At 54.4% G+C, this 17,085-nt stretch carries 22 protein-coding genes; 20 read left to right on the top strand and 2 right to left on the bottom strand.

Features of this window, described 5'->3' with window-relative positions; genetic code table 11:
- The first annotated feature begins 423 nt into the window (after positions 1-423).
- Entirely contained in the window at positions 424-1,359 is a 936-nt protein-coding gene (sppA, locus tag PCA10_RS28660; protein WP_011077946.1) for a signal peptide peptidase SppA, read from the top strand.
- A 66-nt stretch (positions 1,360-1,425) separates the two neighbouring features.
- Here sppA and yejK read toward each other — a convergent pair whose 3' ends face one another.
- Together yejK and PCA10_RS28670 are read right to left on the bottom strand one after the other, a co-directional pair.
- Positions 1,426-2,427, bottom strand: a complete 1,002-nt coding sequence (gene yejK, locus PCA10_RS28665; protein ID WP_011077947.1) for a nucleoid-associated protein YejK — start codon at positions 2,425-2,427, stop codon at positions 1,426-1,428.
- A gap of 25 nt (positions 2,428-2,452) precedes the next feature.
- Positions 2,453-3,001, bottom strand: a complete 549-nt coding sequence (locus PCA10_RS28670; protein ID WP_016971295.1) for a hypothetical protein — start codon at positions 2,999-3,001, stop codon at positions 2,453-2,455.
- 258 nt (positions 3,002-3,259) lie between these two features.
- Between PCA10_RS28670 and PCA10_RS28675 the strand changes: the two genes are divergently transcribed.
- The 19 genes from PCA10_RS28675 to PCA10_RS31215 all read left to right on the top strand — a co-directional run bounded on the left by PCA10_RS28675 (position 3,260) and on the right by PCA10_RS31215 (position 17,072).
- Complete coding sequence (locus PCA10_RS28675; RefSeq protein WP_011077949.1) at positions 3,260-4,750, top strand: DEAD/DEAH box helicase; 1,491 nt, start codon at positions 3,260-3,262, stop codon at positions 4,748-4,750.
- A 95-nt stretch (positions 4,751-4,845) separates the two neighbouring features.
- Positions 4,846-5,121, top strand: coding sequence for an HU family DNA-binding protein (locus PCA10_RS28680; protein WP_011077950.1), 276 nt, complete (start codon positions 4,846-4,848; stop codon positions 5,119-5,121).
- A gap of 120 nt (positions 5,122-5,241) precedes the next feature.
- Positions 5,242-5,694, top strand: a complete 453-nt coding sequence (locus PCA10_RS28685; RefSeq protein WP_011077951.1) for a hypothetical protein — start codon at positions 5,242-5,244, stop codon at positions 5,692-5,694.
- Positions 5,691-7,157, top strand: a complete 1,467-nt coding sequence (locus PCA10_RS28690) for a 3'-5' exonuclease (protein ID WP_011077952.1) — start codon at positions 5,691-5,693, stop codon at positions 7,155-7,157. The genes PCA10_RS28685 and PCA10_RS28690 overlap by 4 nt, the downstream gene beginning before the upstream one ends.
- Positions 7,154-7,957, top strand: coding sequence for a hypothetical protein (locus tag PCA10_RS28695; protein ID WP_011077953.1), 804 nt, complete (start codon positions 7,154-7,156; stop codon positions 7,955-7,957). Before PCA10_RS28690 ends, PCA10_RS28695 begins: the two co-directional genes overlap by 4 nt.
- 259 nt (positions 7,958-8,216) lie before the next feature.
- Positions 8,217-8,390, top strand: a complete 174-nt coding sequence (locus PCA10_RS30685) for a hypothetical protein (protein WP_016971294.1) — start codon at positions 8,217-8,219, stop codon at positions 8,388-8,390.
- A 174-nt stretch (positions 8,391-8,564) separates the two neighbouring features.
- Positions 8,565-9,080, top strand: a complete 516-nt coding sequence (locus PCA10_RS28705; RefSeq protein WP_011077954.1) for a hypothetical protein — start codon at positions 8,565-8,567, stop codon at positions 9,078-9,080.
- Positions 9,081-9,098: 18 nt separating this feature from the next.
- Complete coding sequence (locus PCA10_RS30775) at positions 9,099-9,257, top strand: hypothetical protein (RefSeq protein ID WP_016971293.1); 159 nt, start codon at positions 9,099-9,101, stop codon at positions 9,255-9,257.
- Between the two features lie 527 nt (positions 9,258-9,784).
- Entirely contained in the window at positions 9,785-10,144 is a 360-nt protein-coding gene (locus PCA10_RS28710; protein WP_011077955.1) for a hypothetical protein, read from the top strand.
- Positions 10,145-10,238: 94 nt separating this feature from the next.
- The gene (locus tag PCA10_RS28715) at positions 10,239-11,207 is read left to right on the top strand and encodes an AAA family ATPase (RefSeq protein ID WP_011077956.1); all 969 of its coding nucleotides are present in this window, start codon (positions 10,239-10,241) and stop codon (positions 11,205-11,207) included.
- A gap of 75 nt (positions 11,208-11,282) precedes the next feature.
- Positions 11,283-12,482 (top strand): DUF3150 domain-containing protein, encoded by a 1,200-nt coding sequence (locus PCA10_RS28720; RefSeq protein ID WP_011077957.1) that lies wholly within the window; start codon positions 11,283-11,285, stop codon positions 12,480-12,482.
- 80 nt (positions 12,483-12,562) lie between these two features.
- Positions 12,563-14,377, top strand: coding sequence for a nitric oxide reductase activation protein NorD (locus PCA10_RS28725; RefSeq protein ID WP_011077958.1), 1,815 nt, complete (start codon positions 12,563-12,565; stop codon positions 14,375-14,377).
- Between the two features lie 69 nt (positions 14,378-14,446).
- Positions 14,447-14,863 carry a hypothetical protein gene (locus PCA10_RS28730; protein WP_011077959.1) on the top strand — a complete coding sequence of 139 codons (417 nt, stop codon included), beginning with the start codon at positions 14,447-14,449 and terminating at the stop codon, positions 14,861-14,863.
- Positions 14,864-14,936: 73 nt separating this feature from the next.
- The gene (locus tag PCA10_RS28735) at positions 14,937-15,323 is read left to right on the top strand and encodes a hypothetical protein (protein WP_011077960.1); all 387 of its coding nucleotides are present in this window, start codon (positions 14,937-14,939) and stop codon (positions 15,321-15,323) included.
- Between the two features lie 49 nt (positions 15,324-15,372).
- Positions 15,373-15,618, top strand: coding sequence for a hypothetical protein (locus tag PCA10_RS28740; RefSeq protein WP_016502340.1), 246 nt, complete (start codon positions 15,373-15,375; stop codon positions 15,616-15,618).
- A gap of 65 nt (positions 15,619-15,683) precedes the next feature.
- Positions 15,684-15,929: a hypothetical protein gene (locus PCA10_RS29995; RefSeq protein WP_016502341.1), complete on the top strand. Its 246-nt coding sequence runs from the start codon at positions 15,684-15,686 to the stop codon at positions 15,927-15,929.
- Positions 15,930-16,327: 398 nt separating this feature from the next.
- Entirely contained in the window at positions 16,328-16,462 is a 135-nt protein-coding gene (locus PCA10_RS31210; RefSeq protein ID WP_256203872.1) for a hypothetical protein, read from the top strand.
- A 270-nt stretch (positions 16,463-16,732) separates the two neighbouring features.
- Positions 16,733-16,939, top strand: coding sequence for a hypothetical protein (locus PCA10_RS28745; protein ID WP_011077965.1), 207 nt, complete (start codon positions 16,733-16,735; stop codon positions 16,937-16,939).
- A gap of 1 nt (position 16,940) precedes the next feature.
- A complete protein-coding gene (locus PCA10_RS31215) occupies positions 16,941-17,072 on the top strand; it encodes a hypothetical protein (RefSeq protein WP_011077966.1) in 132 nt (43 codons plus the stop codon).
- Positions 17,073-17,085 lie beyond the last annotated feature (13 nt).

A 17,085-nucleotide genomic window follows, 5' to 3' on the forward strand; every position in this document is an offset into this window, starting at 1 on the left:
TGCGGGCTTCGGGGGGGCTTCCAGCTGTTCTACCGAATGACCAGGGGGTGGCCCGCTCGATGCCGACCCGTCGCCTTCTGGTTGGGAGGTGGACGTTTCGATGTTCCAGCGACCAATCTCAATTCCAAGCTCATGGCTGGCCTCTTGTGAGAGCCCTTGCAAAGCGTCCTCAACGGCTAATTCGAGCTTGGCTTTCAGCCGAGAAAGCGCTTGCGGTGAGCCGATAACTCCAATGACCAGGTTGAGAGTAAGTCCAGCCCGATTCCGGGCTTGGGGCGTGACGACCTGCATAAATGGTTCTCCGTATAAGTGATCCGCCTCCTTCTCTCACGACCGCCGAGAATCCCAAGTTCCCGTTGCCTGTTCAGGATTGCTTCTCCGCAGTGTTTAATAGCCGTGTATAAATTTTCTGACGGAAATCCCATGGATCAAAGCCTCGAAGTCTTGGAGCGAACGCTGCAAGCAAGCATCAAAGAGCAGCGTGCAGCACGTCGCTGGAAGAATTTTTTCCGTCTCGCGACTCTTGGGATCGTCGTGACTGCTTTTGTGGTCGGCGGAAGGGCAGACCTTGATGGCGTTGGGGCCGATGTGCCGGTAACAGCAAAAATCAAGGTGAGGGGAGTGATTGCGGATGGGGAGGAAGCGAGCGCTGAGAACCTGAAACGCAGCCTCGGCAAGGCCTTTGAAAATGAGAATACGAAAGCTGTGATTTTGGAAATCAACAGCCCAGGCGGAAGTCCCGTGCAGGCGGGCCATGTTTACGATGAAGTTCGTCGCTTGCGTGCACTGCATCCAGACACGAAGGTTTATGCCGTCATCACAGATCTGGGTGCCTCCGGTGGCTATTACATCGCCAGCGCAGCCGATGAGATATTTGCGGACAAGGCAAGTTTGGTCGGATCGATCGGTGTCACCGCGGCGAGCTTCGGTTACGTTGAGCTCATGCAAAAGCTTGGGGTCGAACGCCGCGCCTATACCTCCGGGGAACACAAGGCTTTCCTGGATCAATTCCAGCCTCAAAATCCTGAGGAGAGGAAGTTCTGGGAAGGGGTTCTCAAAACAACCCACAACCAATTCATTCGCTCGGTAGAGGCTGGTCGGGGAGATCGTCTGAAAGCCAAGGAGAATCCCGACCTGTACTCGGGGCTGATATGGACGGGCGAGCAAGCGGTGGGACTGGGGCTGGTTGATCGCCTTGGTGATTCTGACTACGTGGCTCGTGAAGTCGTAGGTGTGAGCAAGATCGTTGATTTCACCCGCAAACAGAATCCCCTGGATCGCTTTGCCAGCAAGATCGGCGCTTCGGTTGCCGATCAGCTCTCATTGCGGCTTGGGTTCGACGGCCTGAGCTTGCGCTAAGGCCCAGCAGGAACACTGCCAGGCTAAGCAGGATCTGCCCCGTCCAGAGATGGACGGGGCATTTTTTTAGCCGCGCTTGAGTTGATCACGCAACTGAGTGGGTAGATTGCGAATGGTCAGGGTGCCGGCATTCTCGTCGTAGTCGATCTTGGAACCCAGTAGGTGGGCTTCGAAGCTGATCGACAACCCTTCGGCGCGGCCGGTGAAGCGGCGGAATTGGTTGAGGGTGCGTTTATCCGCTGGAATCTCAGGCGACAGTCCATAGTCGCGGTTGCGGATGTGATCGTAGAACGCCTTTGGTCGATCTTCATCAATCAGCCCGGACAGCTCCTCCAGCGTCATCGGCTCGCCCAACTTCGCCTGGCTGGTGGCGTAGCCAACCAGAGTATTGGTCTTCTCCCGCGCCTGCTCCTCGGGCAGATCCTCGCTCTCGACGAAATCACTGAATGCCTTGAGCAGGGTGCGGGTTTCGCCGGGAGCGTCTACACCCTCCTGGCAACCGATGAAATCACGGAAGTAGTCCGAGACCTTTCGACCGTTCTTGCCCTTGATGAACGAAATGTACTGCTTGGACTGCTTGTTGTTCTGCCATTCGCTGATGTTGATGCGTGCTGCCAGGTGAAGTTGGCCGAGATCCAGGTGCTTGGCTGGGGTCACGTCCAGGGTGTCGTTCACCGCCACGCCTTCGCTGTGGTGCAGCAGAGCGACGGTGAGGTAGTCGGTCATGCCTTGCTGATAGTGGGCGAACAGGACGTGGCCGCCGGTTGAGAGGTTCGATTCTTCCATCAGTTTTTGCAGGTGCTCGACCGCATGGCGGCTGAAGGCGGTGAAGTCCTGGTTTTCGTCGAGGTAATCCTTCAACCATCGGCTGAAGGGATAAGCGCCTGACTCCCCGTGGAAGAGACCCCAGGCCTTGCCTTGCTTGGCGTTGTAGCTTTCGTTGAGGTCCGCGAGCATGTTCTCGATGGCCTGCGACGCGCCCAACTCTGTATCGCGGGCATGCAACACCGCGGGGGTTCCATCGGGTTTTTTGTCGATCTGATGAACGATGATGTGACGTATTGGCATGAGCAAAGTCCTTGTAGTTTTGGGGTTAGAAAGGCGTTTCGTGGGGGTGTTTCGACAAATGGGCGGTGAGCACTTGCTTACTGAAGTCGGTCAGAATTTCAGGAGCAAGAACGGAACCGGTGATTGCAGCTGCGGGGCGAAAAATCCTCTTGCCGGAAGCCGTGAGCCAATCGAACACCATGAAGTGTTGGTGTGCCCCAGTTTTGAGAGGCGGCAGCGCCTGCCAGGTCATAGTAGAACTGGCGTATAGCGACAGCGCTGATATTACGGTTTGGGACTCCGCTGCATTGCGGCGCTGCTCTGGCAAAGCGTCATAGGCGGTGAGGGTTGCGCCGAGAACATCGGCTGGCTGAAGCCCTCCAAGATTCTTCAGATCCTCGCCACCCTGCATTGCTCGATAGCCATCCAGCGTCAGCTGGCCAACGAGTCGGGGGCCAGCCACTAGGTTGTATGAGTACAGCCAGAATCCAACGGCATTTCGTGCGCCGGCTGCATCATCATCGATAACCCAGCTTGCATCGCGCAGTGACTCAGCGAACTTGCGAGCACGCGCCTCTCCTACGTCATCCATCATGCCTCCTATCTCTTGGCCTGCGTCGACGCCTGTGCGAAAGCTCAGGCAATGTCGAACACAGTCGCACGCCGGCCGGAAAACCCAAGTCAAGGCGCGAGCATCAGGAAGAGCCTGTATCGGCGTGCATTGGCAGGAAAAAATATCCCCCTCAATCAGGCTGCGCTCTGTTGCCGCCTCCATCCCACGGCTCGACCACCTGGCTTGGGTTATTTCGAAGCGATGGTTTCCTACCTGTAGTTCGTACAGCGAGAAACCTCGATGCAGCTTCGACCCTACCAACAACAGCAGGATTTTGAACTCCGCAAGGGCATAAGCCTTGGCGCGATCATTCAGATGCTGATGAGTCCCACGGGCTCCGGTAAGACAGAGGTGGCCAAGCACATCATTGCCGGTGCGCAGGCGAAGAACCGCAGGGCCTGGTTCATAGTCGACAGTGTGAAGCTGCTCGATCAGACGCTTGAGCGGTTCTACAAAGATGGATTGGTCGCCGGTGCAATTCAGTCAGACCATCCCTGCACGGACTACCGAAAACCCATCCAGGTTGCAACGATCCAGAGCTTGCGTCCGCGCCTCGACTACATGCTCAACCATCACAAACCTCACCTTGTTCTCATTGACGAGGCGCATGTCATCCATGAAGCCCACATCGAGCTGATTACGTGGTGCCGGAGGAACAAGGTGCCTGTTATAGGGCTCAGCGCTACCCCATGGCGGCGGGGCCTGGGGCGCATCTTTGACAGGCTAATCAATTGCATCTCCCTTTCTGAGCTGACAGACCAAGGCTTCCTTGTACCTACGCAGTGCTACGCGCCCTCCGTGCCTTCTCTGAAGGGGGTGAGCACGAAGCCGAATGGTGACTGGATCGAGGACGAGCTTGCCACGGTCATGGGTGACGCCAAGCTGCTTGGTGACGTGGTAACGCACTGGAAAGAACTGGGTGAAAACCGCAAAACAATGGTTTTCGCCTGCAACGTCCAGCACTCCAAAAAGCTCGCTGCTGAGTTTCAAAAAGCTGGGGTGGCCGCAGCCCATATCGATGGCTATATGCTGCCGCATGAGACCGAGGAGATCTTGCGCCAGTACAAAGCGGGCAAGATAAGGGTCTTGGTCTCAGTGGCTATGCTGATCAAGGGGTTTGATGACCCCTCGACCAGTTGCCTTGTAATAGCGCGGCCTACCAAGTCCCTGATGCTTCACTACCAGATGATTGGCCGCGGGCTGCGACTCTCGCCTGAAACTGGAAAAATCGACTGCATTATCATTGACCACTCCGGGAACCTCTTGCTTAACGGGAAGCCAACGGACGAGGTGCCCGACGCCATGGACAATGGGGAAGGGGAGCGTCTTGACCGCCGCCCGCAGGACAAAGGCGATCAGGAGAAAAAAACCAAGCCATGTCCGAAGTGCAGCTTTGTTTTCAGCGGATTGCTCTGTCCGAAGTGTGGTAATGAAATCGTAATACCGGATGGGGTGGCGGTGGCCACCGGCAAACTGGTGAAGCTAGACGATCGACGCAAAGTGCTCGGGCCGACCAGTAAACAGCACACATTCTGTGAGCTGCTTGGGTACGCCCGTGAGACCGGCAAAAAAGACGGGTGGGCTCAGTACGCATACCAGGCATACATGAAAGAGCTGCCAGATCGCGCATGGATCGGTACCGTGCAACCCAAACCACCGAGCGAAGACATGAAAAGCTGGGTGAAGGGCTATAACGTCCGTCGCGCCAAAAGCAAACGCCGATTCGGGTGAGCCGGCGGCTTGGGATTATCCAGAGCCATGTTTCAATGCTTTCAGCTGGGACTCAACACCCATGCGACTTTTCAACAACCAAGGAGTAAAAGCGAATGAATCGTCAAGAACTCGTCAAAGCGATTGCCGACGAAAGCGGGCACAGTCAGTCAACCGTGGGAGAGGTGCTGAATAGCCTTATCTCGACGGTTCAAAATGTCGTTGCCGGCGGCGACAAGGTTAGCCTCGTGGGCTTTGGTACTTTCGAGTCAACCAAGCAGGCCGAGCGTCAGGGCCGTAATCCGTCTACCGGGGCTCCGATCACCATCGCTGCCTCGATCAAGCCAAAGTTCACCCCTGGCAAGTCCTTCAAGGAACGCGTCAACCAGTAAGCCCCCTCCAGCCGCCCCGATCTGGGGCGGCGTCTGCGTAATTCAGACCAAAAAACCGCCCGAAACCAGACCTTTCCCCGCGACCTGCATGAAACGATCTCCTCACCTTAGGAGACTCACATGCCCAGCGAAAAATATCCTCCGGCGATATGCCGATCACTACTCATTGACTACCTTGCAGGCATCGGCTCGCACGCAGTCATGATTCTGACATTCAGGCACAGCGGCGAAGAGCTGCGCTCGATATCCAGTCGTCACACTGCTGGCTTGATGGCAGTAGCGGTTGGCATGGTCGTCGCCTGTACCCACTTCGCCCCAGGCTCCAGCTCCACGCATAGCTTGGTGTCTTGCGCGCTATTTGCCCTTCTCATCGCAGCGGCCTTGCGCACCTTCGGCATGCATGCCGTTGCAGGGTATGCGACGTTCCTGGTGGTGACAGAGCCGGTAGCCCTGGTTGTTCGCCATCTCCCAATGGGCGACCTGATTGATGCCGTGTTTTCGTTCTGGTGCTTAGCAGCGCTGTCTGTCTATGGCGGCAAATGTGCAAAAAACAGAATGGAGTCGCCTCAATGAAGTCGACCGCAGAACAGCTCCCCATCATCGAGTACCAAGGTGACCATCTGGTGGTGAAGGCCTATGCCGGGTGCGGCAAGACGACTACGCTTGTTGCCTATGCCAACCATCACAGCCATTTGCGCATGCTCTATCTGGCGTACAACCGTGCAATTCGGGATGAAGGTGCCGAGAAATTTCCAAAAAACGTCGTGTGCAAAACTTCTCACCAGTTGGCCTGGCCACAATTTGGCCGACACTATCAGCACAAACTCGGGAATATCCGTCTGACGGATGCTGCTGGGCTCCTCAAAACACGGAACTGGGGAGATGTTCGAGACGCTATCGCTGTGCTCAATGCCTACCTTTCGAGCGCTGACGAAGAAATCAGTGAGGCGCATTATTTTGCTGCGCTCAGCGAGGAAGAGGCAGCGGAGCACGGAGCCGATCACCTTGACCGGACGATAAATTCTGCCCAGAAACTCTGGGACGCGATGATCGATACCGAGAGCAAGTTCCCCTGCCAGCATGACGCATATCTGAAGCTCTTCCAGCTCAGCAATCCACAGCTGCCGTATGACGTGATCCTTTTCGATGAGGCTCAGGACAGTAACCCTGTGACCGCCTCCCTGGTCGCAGGTCAGAAGGCGAGGAAGATTTTCGTCGGCGATAAATGGCAGCAGATCTACCGTTGGCGAGGAGCTGAGAATGCGCTTGATACTCAGATTGTGCAGGGCGCAGCGTCGATGTTCTTGACCAACTCTTTCCGGTTCGGGCCGATGATTGCCGGCGTAGCCAACGCGATCCTCAAACAGCAAGGGGAAGCTCGTCCCCTGGTTGGGTACGGTGCCCGCGACAAAGTGACGACATCGCTGCCCTCTGGATGTAACCACTACACCGTGCTCAACCGAACGGTGATTGGCGTGATCATGACGGCCATCGATGCTGTATCTGACGGCCAAGTTGTCTACTGGAACGGGGGGATTGAGGCATACCAAATCTCCGACCTCGAGGATGTTTACCATCTGAAGGTCGGCCGCAAGGATGAGATCCGCAACAAACGCCTTTTCGGGCAGTTCAGCGACTTTGGAGGGTTTGCCGAAGCGGCAGAGGAGTCGAAGGATGCCGAGATGAATCGGATGCTCAGGATACTCAAGGAGCACAACGACATTCCGAAGTTGATCGCGGCGCTACGCCGCAACTCAACAGATGATCCTCTTGATGCAGATGTGATTGTTAGCACCTGCCACCGCTCGAAGGGGCTGGAGTGGGATGTGGTTGTCCTGGAAGAAGATTTCCCAGACATCTTCGACGAAGAGAAGATCACCCCTGATCAGCGGGTTGATGAGTTGAATTTGCTCTATGTCGCAGCCACAAGAGCAAAGAAGGTGTTGGTGATCAACAGCATCACCCAGGTCGTGATCCAAAAAAGTCACGCTGAGGCCAAGCGGGAGATGGAAGCCGCAGCAGGGCAGCGCGCATGATCTACCTCTATCTCGCGCTTTTACTGGTGCCGGCCGGCGCGATTTTTGTCTGGGGTAAGCTGGTGTCACAGTTTTCGGTAAAGACGTGGATCGTCTATCGGAACACTGGAATCATCGGCGGGCCTGTACATGAAATGGCGCACGCGATTGCATGCCTGCTCTTCGGCCTGCGAATCAGGAAGCTTGCTCTATTCGCACCGGATGCAATCACTGGGCAGCTGGGCTACGTCGAGTTTTCCTACAGCCCGTTTTCTCTGCGCAACTCGATTGGTCTCCTTGTTCAGGGCATAGCGCCCTTGTTGGCCGGAGGCGCAATCGCTGTTCTCTCCCTTGGCACATCATACGATCAGAGCCTTCCCGACCAGGGATTGGTGCCGTTGGTTGTCTGGATCGGCGTTGTGGCCACCGGTTCTGTTACCGCGATCGTCGACCTGGGTACTGGCTCATTGCAGGGGTTTGCTCTGGCGTTACTCATCCTGGTTATATCGATGCACGCCATCCCAAGCACAGCCGATATCGCCCTGGGTCTCAAGGGATTCGCGATCATCGCGGTCGCTTTCGGCGGATTAATTTTCTTGCTCCAGATGATCCCATTCCAAGGAGAAGGCATAGCAATGGCGTTCATCATCAAAGCAGCGGATCTGGGGACGCGCTATCTCGAGATCGGCATGTGGCATGCGCTCAACGGTGCGGTGACGGTGGTGACCTTATCTGTAGTAGCGAGCTTGGTGCTGATCCTGCTCCCAGCGTTTTTTTTCCGTCTGAAATCGTTCTGGGACGGTGCCCGAGGCCATATCTAACAGATCGCAGTGGTACGGCTAAGTTTCCCTGGACCACTGCGCCGTTGTCGCTGAATACCCAGCTGCGTAGGAAAACGGGCCTGGTGGCACGCGTCGGCCCACTTGATGATGGGCTTGGGTTCCTAGCAAGTAGTGAGAATCTGAGCCCATAACGAATACCGAGGAAAACGTACACCACATCCCTGGCCTCGAACCGGGGCCGAGGCGGTAAAGGGAAGCAGCTTTTGCACCCATTGAGGGAAAATCAATGAATTTAGAAATGGAACATATTGTAGCTGCCGTGATCTTCGCAGGTGTCGCAGTCACAACATTTATCTGGGCCTTGAAGAAAGAACTGGGTGTTTTCGATTTGGCTATTTTGTTTGCAGTTGAGGTGATTCTTGGAACGATTTTTTATGCCGCTTACCGTTATTTCTTCTTAGGGCATCTGTGATCTAGCATAGGAAAATCCCATGCGATATGTACTCAGCGTTGCACGCCACTACCTTACCGGGAAGCTCTCGACCAGGCATGCGATCTATGCCCTTAGCCAAAGGCCGGTGGCCGTTGTCAGTAAGGGCAAAACATGGGTCATCGACCCTGACTTAGAAGTCTGAGGAAAAAAGCCATGAACTATCTGGAACGAGCGACCGACGAAGCGGGTTATCCCGCGATGGATTTTGAAGCGTTCTACCAGCAGGGCATTTCTTGCTTTGTGTGGAGGCTGCCAAAGCCACTGGTGCGCCAGGCATTCAAGCGCGTCTGTGCCGATCTGCAAGCCAAGGGTAACGCTGTGGCAACGTGGCAGGTGCGGGCGTTCGTATATGGCCTGTCAGGGCGCTATCAGGGTGGTACTCGTAAACGCATGGCTCCGGAAGGTTATCAGTGGCCCTCGCCGCCAGATCGGTCATGGGAGATGATTGTTTGCGTCTATCCGAACGGCGATTGCGAACTGGATTTTGTCCATCCAGTGAGCCGCATGTTTTGGTCTGACGGTAATGGTTTTTTGGCGCTCCCCACCGATGACTTTGCACGTATGGGGCAATGGTGGTTTGAAGAAATGGGCTTCGAAATAATGGTGATGCAGCCGATGATGCAGGCGCACGTAACCGACAGCGTACCCCCACATTTGAAGCTGGTCTGAAATTCAAGGATAGGAAACGTGATCTTCACCATTCGTTCGAAGCAGGTCGAAATCAGAGCCAGTAAGCGCTTTCGATTGCTGCCCGGTGGCGACTTCTCCGCACCAGGTCATGTATTAATGAATTGGCTCGGGGTGATGGTGTTCATCAAGCCAGCCCCTCCAAAGCTGGACGCATAGGGAAACGAGCCATGATGAAGGAACAGACCATGCAAAAGCTGAATGGCAATCGTCCAAATCTGGCCGGGGTTCGTCGTAAAGGTGAACCGCAACGGTGGTGGTCATCGTCGCGTTTATCCAGATGGCCGCATCGAGCAGATCGACTGAGGAACCGTGATCATTGATATCGACAAGGCAAACCGCGGGCGCCAAGCGCTACCCACTCCGGGCCTGCTTGACCGCAAATTTGCGTGATCCCAGAGGGTTGCAGGCATCCCTGTAAATAGGCATCATGGCCCTACCGAAAGGTGCGTAAGCTGCGCGCTATTGCAGCTCAAGAACCCTCACAGCCCCGATCGGGGCTGTTCAAGTAAGCATAAGTCCGTTTGACCTATGCTACCCCCCAGAATCAACCATCCACGCATGAGCGTAGATGTTTGTCCGTGCCTGGCACGGGTCGTTAGCTGCGACTCTAATCAGCTTAAAAACCTACCCATGCGGGGAAACCCGTATGGGATTTCTCCGCTCTGAAAACTGGAGTTGAGAATATGAGCAATACCAACGAAGTCGTTAATCTGACCAAGTTTAAAACTACCCGTGAACTCGAATCCTTCGGGGTTCGTGATCTTACGAGTTGGAAGGAATTTCAGGAGATTCGTAGTCTCCTTTTCTTCCCGGTGTTGCCGACCAAGGAAAGTGTTGCAAAGCGCGTTGAGCGACTTGCCGAAATTGCCCTTGCTGAAGCAAAGAAATCTGGCACAACTACCGTTCTGGTCAGTTGCCCGCCATGGATGATGCATTCGCTGTGTGCCGAGCTGGTTTATCACGGGCTCACACCAGTCGTAAGCTTCACCAAAAAAACCAGTGAAGACAGCCTGTCTGTGATTGATCTGGTAGTTGCTGCGTAAAACCTGCACAAAATAAACCGCCCACTGGGGGAGTCTTCCCCTATGGGGATTCTCCTTTTCTTGGGCAACTGCTTTCGAGAACGGAGAATATAAAATGCAATTCAATGCAAAAGTTGAGATGAAAGAGTTCGGCTTCAATACCAACGCGCAAGCGCCAGGTTTTGCAGAAGGACACCAGTGGATGCATCACGTCGCGCCGAAGAAGAAGTATTTCTTCCGCGAGATGCTGGTCAAGCCGTTCATGAGTTGGCTCTACGCTCCGTTTGGGGATAGCTGCATGCTCCTCGGCCCAACTGGCTCGGGTAAGTCTTCGCTCGTAGAGCAAGTCACTGCCCATCTTAATTGGCCCTGCATCACCGTTTCGGCACATAGTCGGATGGAAATGCCGGAGCTTACTGGTTACAACCTACCTGTCACTGATCCGGTGAGCGGCGACCTGAACACGAAGTTTGTGGATGGGCCGCTGACCCAAGCAATGCGTAATGGGTTTGTGTTCGTGCTCGATGAGTACGACACGCTTGATCCGGCAGTAACTGTAGGTCTGCACGCTGTCATGGAGGGGAGACCCTTGGTGATTGCGGAAAACAATGGTGAGGTTGTGAAGCCTCATGCCAACTTCCGGTTTGTCGCTTGCGGCAATACGGCGGGACAGGGTGATGCATCGGGAGTACATGCTGGCACCATGCAGCAGAACCTGGCATCGCTGGATCGCTTCCGAGTGTTTGAGGTTCCGTACCTTGAGGCTGATAACGAAGTAGCAACTTTGATATCTGCTTTGCCAATGCTTCCGGAAGAGATGGCGAAAAACATGGTGAAGGTTGCGAACTCCATTCGTAATCAACATCAAGGGTTAGGTGGTAATTACCTAAGCGTCACGATGTCCACTCGGACATTGCTTCGCTGGGGGCGTATCTCTTGTGGATACACTCACCAGGGCGCAGCTAATCCGCTTCAACTTTCGCTGGATGAATCGCTGCTCAATCGCTGCGATTTAGTTCAGAAGACAGCAATTCGTAAGATCGCCCAGAGTGTCTTTGGTGGCGATTGGAAAGTTGCTGCGTAAAAACCCTAAGGGGGAATCTCCCCCACCGGGCGCGATTCCCCCTTTTTCATGCATGTGAGAAAGGAGAATCGTGAAATGTCCATTCAACAGAATGAGATCAAAATCCTAGACCAACTACTGCTGGTCGATCTTTCCGGTATCCATCTGTGGACTGCTCGGAAAAAGCTGAAACCTGAAATGCTGGAGGGGAAGATTCCTCCTGCTATTTTGGCTTCACTCGGCTCGATGCGTGTAATCGACCCGGAGAAGCTGAAACCGTTTGAGAAGATCAAGCGGCAGGCTACAAAGGTGGTGGAAGAGTGTGGTGTGCGGTTCCTGGGTGGCTATGCAGTTTCCCAGGACAAGATCCAGGAGGTTGTTGACCGACTGGAAGCGCTCAAATCGCAATTTTACGACTTGAAAAACAACTTTCTCCCCAACTACGAACGCTGGATCACTGAGTGGATCGACAAGGGCTGGGAGAAGCAAGAATGGCGTGATGCTATCCGCACCTCGGTGACACCGAAGGCGCAGGTAGATGCAGGGATGCATTTTGGGTACGCGGCATGCCGTGTTTCCCCTGATGGCGACAAGCACCTCTCTAACACGCTGGGTACGCAGGTCCGTGGTTTGTCAGATCAGCTGTACGCTGAGACGGCAGATACAGCCGAGCGCTTGCTTGAAACTGGCTTGGCCACTCGTGGCCATGTCACACAAACGACGCTGAACACTGTTCGGAAGATCAACGCCAAGCTTCGCGGCCTGATGTTCCTGTCCAGTGAGGTCAAAGCCCTAACCGAACACATTGAGGAAGTCCTTGCGGCTCTCCCCAAGTCCGGGGTGGTTAATGGCTCTCAGTACAACAGCGTTGTAGCTCTTGTGTCGGCCCTCTCTGATGAGGACTCGATCAAGCGGCTGATCAAAAACCTGAACAATGCCAACGGCCCACAAGATGTGTCGATGGCTTTCGTTCCAGCAACGCCTTTAGTTGAAACCGAGGCCCCGGCCGGTGTTGAAACAAAGGCTCCTACAACAGTTGAGATCGAGGCTCCGGCCGAGACTGTCGCTGCTGTTGCTGTACCTGCTGCTGAAGTACCCGAGTATGCCGTAACGATGGTCGAGGAAGAGCTGAGCGCAAGTGTCGCTACTCCGAGTTGTCACGACAGCATCAACGAAGTACCAGCAACATCCGAGGTTGTTGAACCAGCTGAACCCGTTCCAGCGGAGCAGTCTGAAGAACCCCTCGTAATCAATCCGTCTGAACCCGATATGCCCTTCGGCACGTTCTGGTTCTGACATCACAAACAAACCCCGCGCGGGAGTAACCCTCCTCGCGGGGTTACTCCTTTTCGCGGTGGCGAGAAAGGAGATAAACGATGAGCAATCAATCCCTGGTCGGCACTCTGCCGATCTACGCACAGCACCTTGCCGAGCTAACTGGCGTCAAAGTGCATGTTGAGGGTGTCCAGGCTAAGACAGATGGAAAAAACGTATTTGTCCCCTTCACCGAGGACGATCTGCCGCTGTCCTTCGGGTACATCGCACATGAATGCTCCCATGTCCGCAACACAGACATGGGCTGCTTTCGCGACTCAAGCCCGACACCCTTCCGCAAGAATCTGCTGAACATTCTTGAGGACATCCGCATTGAACGATTGAGCATGGATCAGTACCCAGGTACTGAGTCGGACATCCGTTACCTGAACCGCAAGGTTCTGCTTGAGCCGTTCCGGCCAGAGCAGGTGGATGACTGTCCGGCGCTTCATGTGATTCACAACGGAATTCTCTACGGCGGTTACTGGCTACTCCAGGAACCGCAGCTTGAGGTTCCAGCAAAAGCCTACCTGGCCCGTATGGAGATCCTTCTTGGGGCTGACCTTACGGATCAGATCCTGACCCTGGTGAAGAACACCCTGGCGTGCGAGAGCACAACAGATGTTCTCGCTCTGGTGGACGCGATTATCGACCTGCTGCCTTCGCAAGAGGATGAGCAGGAAGATGAGCAACCGCAGCCCGAGCAAGGCTCTGAGGGTGCTCCTCAGGACTCGCAAGAGTCGGGTGGAGGCGATCAGCAGCAGGAGCAAAATCAAGGCGGTGGTGCGGGTGCAGGTGATGAAGGCAAAGAGGAGGGGCAACCCGAATCCAAGCAGGAAACATCTGATGGAGGCCAGTCCGGCTCCGAGCCGCAAGACCAATCCCAACCAAGTAGCGGCAGCAATGCCGGCGACGATGGCCAAGAAACCTCGCAGTCCAGCAATGGCAGCGGCAAACCTTCCCCAGAAGCCAGCAACCTGCGCGAGCAGGCCAAGGATGCAACCGAAGCCGACCTGAAAGGGTTGATCTCGGAAGTTGGCGACAAGGCGGGTGAGTTGCTAGGCCGTAAAGCAGTGCGCGACGGCAATCCGATCCGACCATTCTCTCTGGATGGGAGGGGCAGGAACCGATCCGATCAAGCGAGCGTCCGCCGTGTGCAATTGGGCATCGAGCAATCGGCCGGTCTGCGACAGTGCCTTAATGGGCTGTTACAGGCGCAGGTTGATTGCCGTGTTCGGCTGAAGCGGCAGGGCAAGCGGATCGACACTGGGCGTATCGCCATGATGAAAGGCGGCGAAACGCGGGTGTTTAGAAGTAAGTCTCGAGCAGAGCGTCAGTCTGCATCAATCCAGATTCTTCTCGACAAGTCGGGGAGTATGAAATCTGCGATGGATCAGGCCGAAGCCGCAGTCTACGCGGTGCTAAGCGCGCTGGAGGGACTTCCGCTGGTGACAACCGGCGCGATGTCGTTCCCCAACAAGGCGAACGATGGCGTTGAGCGCTGCGCACTGATCAAGAGCCCGAAAGAGCGATTGATCAAGGCGGTAAGCGAAGGTGGCTTTGGTGCGATGTCGGAGGGCGGTACGCCTCTTGCGCAAGCACTGTGGCCGGCTGCTGTTGAAGTTCTTCGTGCGAAGGGCGAGAAGAAGATTCTTTTCGTCATAACGGATGGTGAACCGAACGCAGGTACTACTCATGCAGCGAAGGAGTTTCTTCAGCGGTGTGAGGTCAGCGGCATCGAAGTGATTGGACTTGGTTTCGGAAGTGCCAATGAGCACATCCTGAAAGCATTGTTCAGCCAATACCGTGCTGTTGGGGAGGTTGCGAATCTCAAGAACTCGCTCTTTGAGCTTGTTCGCGAAGCATTAGCCGCCTGACAAATAACCATTCAACCCACTAGGGGCTTTCCCTAGTGGGAGGCCTCTGTCGGTTTGAGGAGGTCTGAAATGGAAAATACTGCGACTGCGTTGCCCTTGTTGGATCTGTTTGGGGAGCAAGTAATTATTCAGCGCCGCTCGTTTGAGCGGAGACCACGGAGAAAGGCAAGCCATGCGCGAGTTTTTCAACTTGGATTTCTCGACATTCTTGAAATGTCAGACGCTGAGCTGGAAGCCCTGCGGGCACGAGACGAAATCACCGATGATTACGTTGAGTGGATGCGGGAGTACCTGCTGAAAATCACTCTGAGGCAGATCATTCATCCTCAGGTCAGTGAGCAGAATTGGCGCGAAGCAATGGATTGGGTTCTTTCGGACGAAGTTCATCCGTTTAGCTTCCGGGTCTGTTGTGAAGCAATGATGTGCGACTTCGAAGATGTTCGTGCTACCACATTGAAAATCGCAGCCAAAGAACTGTTTAAGTAAATAGAAGCCCGATAGGGGGAAAGCCCCCTACGGGCTTTCTCCCTTTCTGCGCTTCGTGGAAATGGAGAATCAGATGAATGCTTATAGGGACGCCCAGGCAGGCGAAGCCAAGATGTTCGTTACTCGTAACGATCAGGTGGTCAAGCTAGTTGAAAGGCTGCTGAAGCGAGCCACCAGTGTTCTCGTCGAGAAGGTTTGCCGCAAGGCTATGACGGATGGCGAGTTTCAGGTTGTAAAGCAAGCGACTCAGCGTGGCGAGCTGTACAAGGTATTCAGCCTTGTTCGTCCAGCTGCCGACCAGATGCGACGTGTAGACAGCACGAACATTTACTGGGACTGGATTGACGCCTTCGGGAGCTATTCGGACGCAGTTGGCTCTTGTTGGCCATACATGAGCCAGGAGCGAAGAGCTTACGCTCTGCTTCGTGCTGAAGAGCTTGCCAACGCAATCTGCAAATAACCCTACCGGGGAACTCCGGCGGGGTTCTCCATGCAAATGGAGATTAAAAATGCATCGATTTGTAGAAGAAAAAATGGCAAAAATCGCGCCTGTTCCATGCGATTTCATGCTTGGCGATACCGTAACGGTGACAAATGGGTACGGGCTCGAAATCAAGGGAAAGACAATCCTTGGATTCGTTCGTGAGATCGATGAGTTTCGGCCCGGGGCCATCATTTTCCTGGACTGGGATTGCTACTGGTTTCCAGTAGCACCGGAAAAGCTGAAGCTCGAAAGCCGAGACGTAGCGCTCTAATTAAACCACCTATGGGGGAGAAATCCCCCATGGGGCTTCTCCCTGTCGGATATACGGAGAAGTCGATGAACGCGATCCTTGAAGCTGCTCGTTTGCAAGGTCAGGCCTCGGTAGCCCGCAAGGCTTGGGTTACCAAAGGCGAAACAAAGGTTCACCTCTGGGAGCTGTCAACAGGGGGAGTCATATACCTGAAGCACTCGCGGGGGCATGGTTTTTTCCCCCCGATCATGCTGGAAGAACCAATGGAGATGGTTGTTGACCGTTTCCGGAATAAACGCGGTCATAAGGTGTTTTCACCGAGTGGGCTATGAGTGTGAAAGGGTGGCCTTCGGGTCACCCTTTTTTTTGGTTCAGCGTCTTGTTAAAGGGCATCGGTTTGGTATCATCGCAGCCATAGAGTGGGCTTCAGGTCGAGCTCTAAAGAATCCTTCCAGCACAGAGACCTCTGTGCTTAGAACTTAGCGCCATGCATGAGCATGTCCGCCAAGGCCTGAAACGTGTATGCGTTCAGGCAGTGTTCTCATCATGCATGTGATGAGTCACAAAAAAGCAGAGCCACGCTTTCAAACCGGCTTAAAAATAGCACTCAAATTATCGGCATCCAGGCAACTGGATATTGATTTTTCTGCGTGCCTAAAAACCCGCAGCGGGGAGATTACTTCCCGCCAGGGTGGTTCTCCGTCTGCATCCTTTGCTAACGGAGAACACCATGAAAACTCTTATCGTCCTTACCGCTCTTGTTGTTGGTGGCATTCAACTTGGCTTAAAGGCATTCGATTCCGGCGTTGCAACTGCTCAGCAGTCTCACACCGCAGAAATGATCAAGGCGCGTCACTCGCTTTGATTCAATAAGGCTCTTGGCAAATTACTTTCGGTTCTCCGGGAGTCTTTGCTCCATAAGAGGTCTTTCCGATGTTTCATGTAAACGCAATTGACGCTGTTCGCAGCGCATCATCGTTGGCTGAAAAATCGAAATGTGCCTATGCGATTTATTCGCAGGCAAATGGCTTTATTGTTGTTCTACTGACTCAGCCGAACGGCTCGGAGTTGGAAATAATTAAACCCTGACGGGGAATCCCGTTGGGACTCCTCGTCTTTTTGAGGAGTAAAAACTATGTACAAAAAAATACTATTCGACTGGATTAAGGCTTCACTTATGGGCGTTGGCTGTAGCTTGTTGGCAGCCGCTTTCGTTTCCATCGTTACACCAGGGACGCATCCGCTTGTCGTATCGTTCTGTCTGGTGCTTGGCGTGGTAATGATGATCGCCGATTTGGTGGTATCCTTGATTACAGCGATGAGCAATCCGAAAGGAGAATGAAATGGACTCGATGCAGATGCTTGTTTACGCAATCGTAGGTGTGGTCAGCGTTTTGGCCCTAACCGGCGTGATCGGTTATGTGGTTGCTGACCGTCTCGACAAGAAGCACGGCACCAACATCAAGGCCCACTGAGCCATCCCTTAGG

It is taken from the genome of Pseudomonas resinovorans NBRC 106553 (genome assembly GCF_000412695.1).
GTDB classification, from domain to species: Bacteria; Pseudomonadota; Gammaproteobacteria; order Pseudomonadales; family Pseudomonadaceae; genus Metapseudomonas; species Metapseudomonas resinovorans_A.

Bases quoted from the DNA above. Each gene is read 5' to 3' on its own strand.
- PCA10_RS28675 (WP_011077949.1), top strand. From the start codon at position 3,260: ATGCAGCTTCGACCCTACCAACAACAGCAGGATTTTGAACTCCGCAAG.
- PCA10_RS28730 (WP_011077959.1), top strand. From the start codon at position 14,447: ATGGAAAATACTGCGACTGCGTTGCCCTTGTTGGATCTGTTTGGGGAG.
- PCA10_RS28705 (WP_011077954.1), top strand. From the start codon at position 8,565: ATGAACTATCTGGAACGAGCGACCGACGAAGCGGGTTATCCCGCGATG.
- PCA10_RS28670 (WP_016971295.1), bottom strand. From the start codon at position 3,001: ATGATGGATGACGTAGGAGAGGCGCGTGCTCGCAAGTTCGCTGAGTCA.
- PCA10_RS28690 (WP_011077952.1), top strand. From the start codon at position 5,691: ATGAAGTCGACCGCAGAACAGCTCCCCATCATCGAGTACCAAGGTGAC.
- PCA10_RS28745 (WP_011077965.1), top strand. From the start codon at position 16,733: ATGTACAAAAAAATACTATTCGACTGGATTAAGGCTTCACTTATGGGC.
- PCA10_RS28740 (WP_016502340.1), top strand. From the start codon at position 15,373: ATGCATCGATTTGTAGAAGAAAAAATGGCAAAAATCGCGCCTGTTCCA.
- PCA10_RS28695 (WP_011077953.1), top strand. From the start codon at position 7,154: ATGATCTACCTCTATCTCGCGCTTTTACTGGTGCCGGCCGGCGCGATT.
- PCA10_RS28735 (WP_011077960.1), top strand. From the start codon at position 14,937: ATGAATGCTTATAGGGACGCCCAGGCAGGCGAAGCCAAGATGTTCGTT.
- PCA10_RS30685 (WP_016971294.1), top strand. From the start codon at position 8,217: ATGGAACATATTGTAGCTGCCGTGATCTTCGCAGGTGTCGCAGTCACA.
- PCA10_RS31215 (WP_011077966.1), top strand. From the start codon at position 16,941: ATGGACTCGATGCAGATGCTTGTTTACGCAATCGTAGGTGTGGTCAGC.
- sppA (WP_011077946.1), top strand. From the start codon at position 424: ATGGATCAAAGCCTCGAAGTCTTGGAGCGAACGCTGCAAGCAAGCATC.
- PCA10_RS28715 (WP_011077956.1), top strand. From the start codon at position 10,239: ATGCAATTCAATGCAAAAGTTGAGATGAAAGAGTTCGGCTTCAATACC.
- PCA10_RS28685 (WP_011077951.1), top strand. From the start codon at position 5,242: ATGCCCAGCGAAAAATATCCTCCGGCGATATGCCGATCACTACTCATT.
- PCA10_RS28720 (WP_011077957.1), top strand. From the start codon at position 11,283: ATGTCCATTCAACAGAATGAGATCAAAATCCTAGACCAACTACTGCTG.
- PCA10_RS28680 (WP_011077950.1), top strand. From the start codon at position 4,846: ATGAATCGTCAAGAACTCGTCAAAGCGATTGCCGACGAAAGCGGGCAC.
- PCA10_RS28725 (WP_011077958.1), top strand. From the start codon at position 12,563: ATGAGCAATCAATCCCTGGTCGGCACTCTGCCGATCTACGCACAGCAC.
- yejK (WP_011077947.1), bottom strand. From the start codon at position 2,427: ATGCCAATACGTCACATCATCGTTCATCAGATCGACAAAAAACCCGAT.
- PCA10_RS29995 (WP_016502341.1), top strand. From the start codon at position 15,684: ATGAACGCGATCCTTGAAGCTGCTCGTTTGCAAGGTCAGGCCTCGGTA.
- PCA10_RS31210 (WP_256203872.1), top strand. From the start codon at position 16,328: ATGAAAACTCTTATCGTCCTTACCGCTCTTGTTGTTGGTGGCATTCAA.
- PCA10_RS28710 (WP_011077955.1), top strand. From the start codon at position 9,785: ATGAGCAATACCAACGAAGTCGTTAATCTGACCAAGTTTAAAACTACC.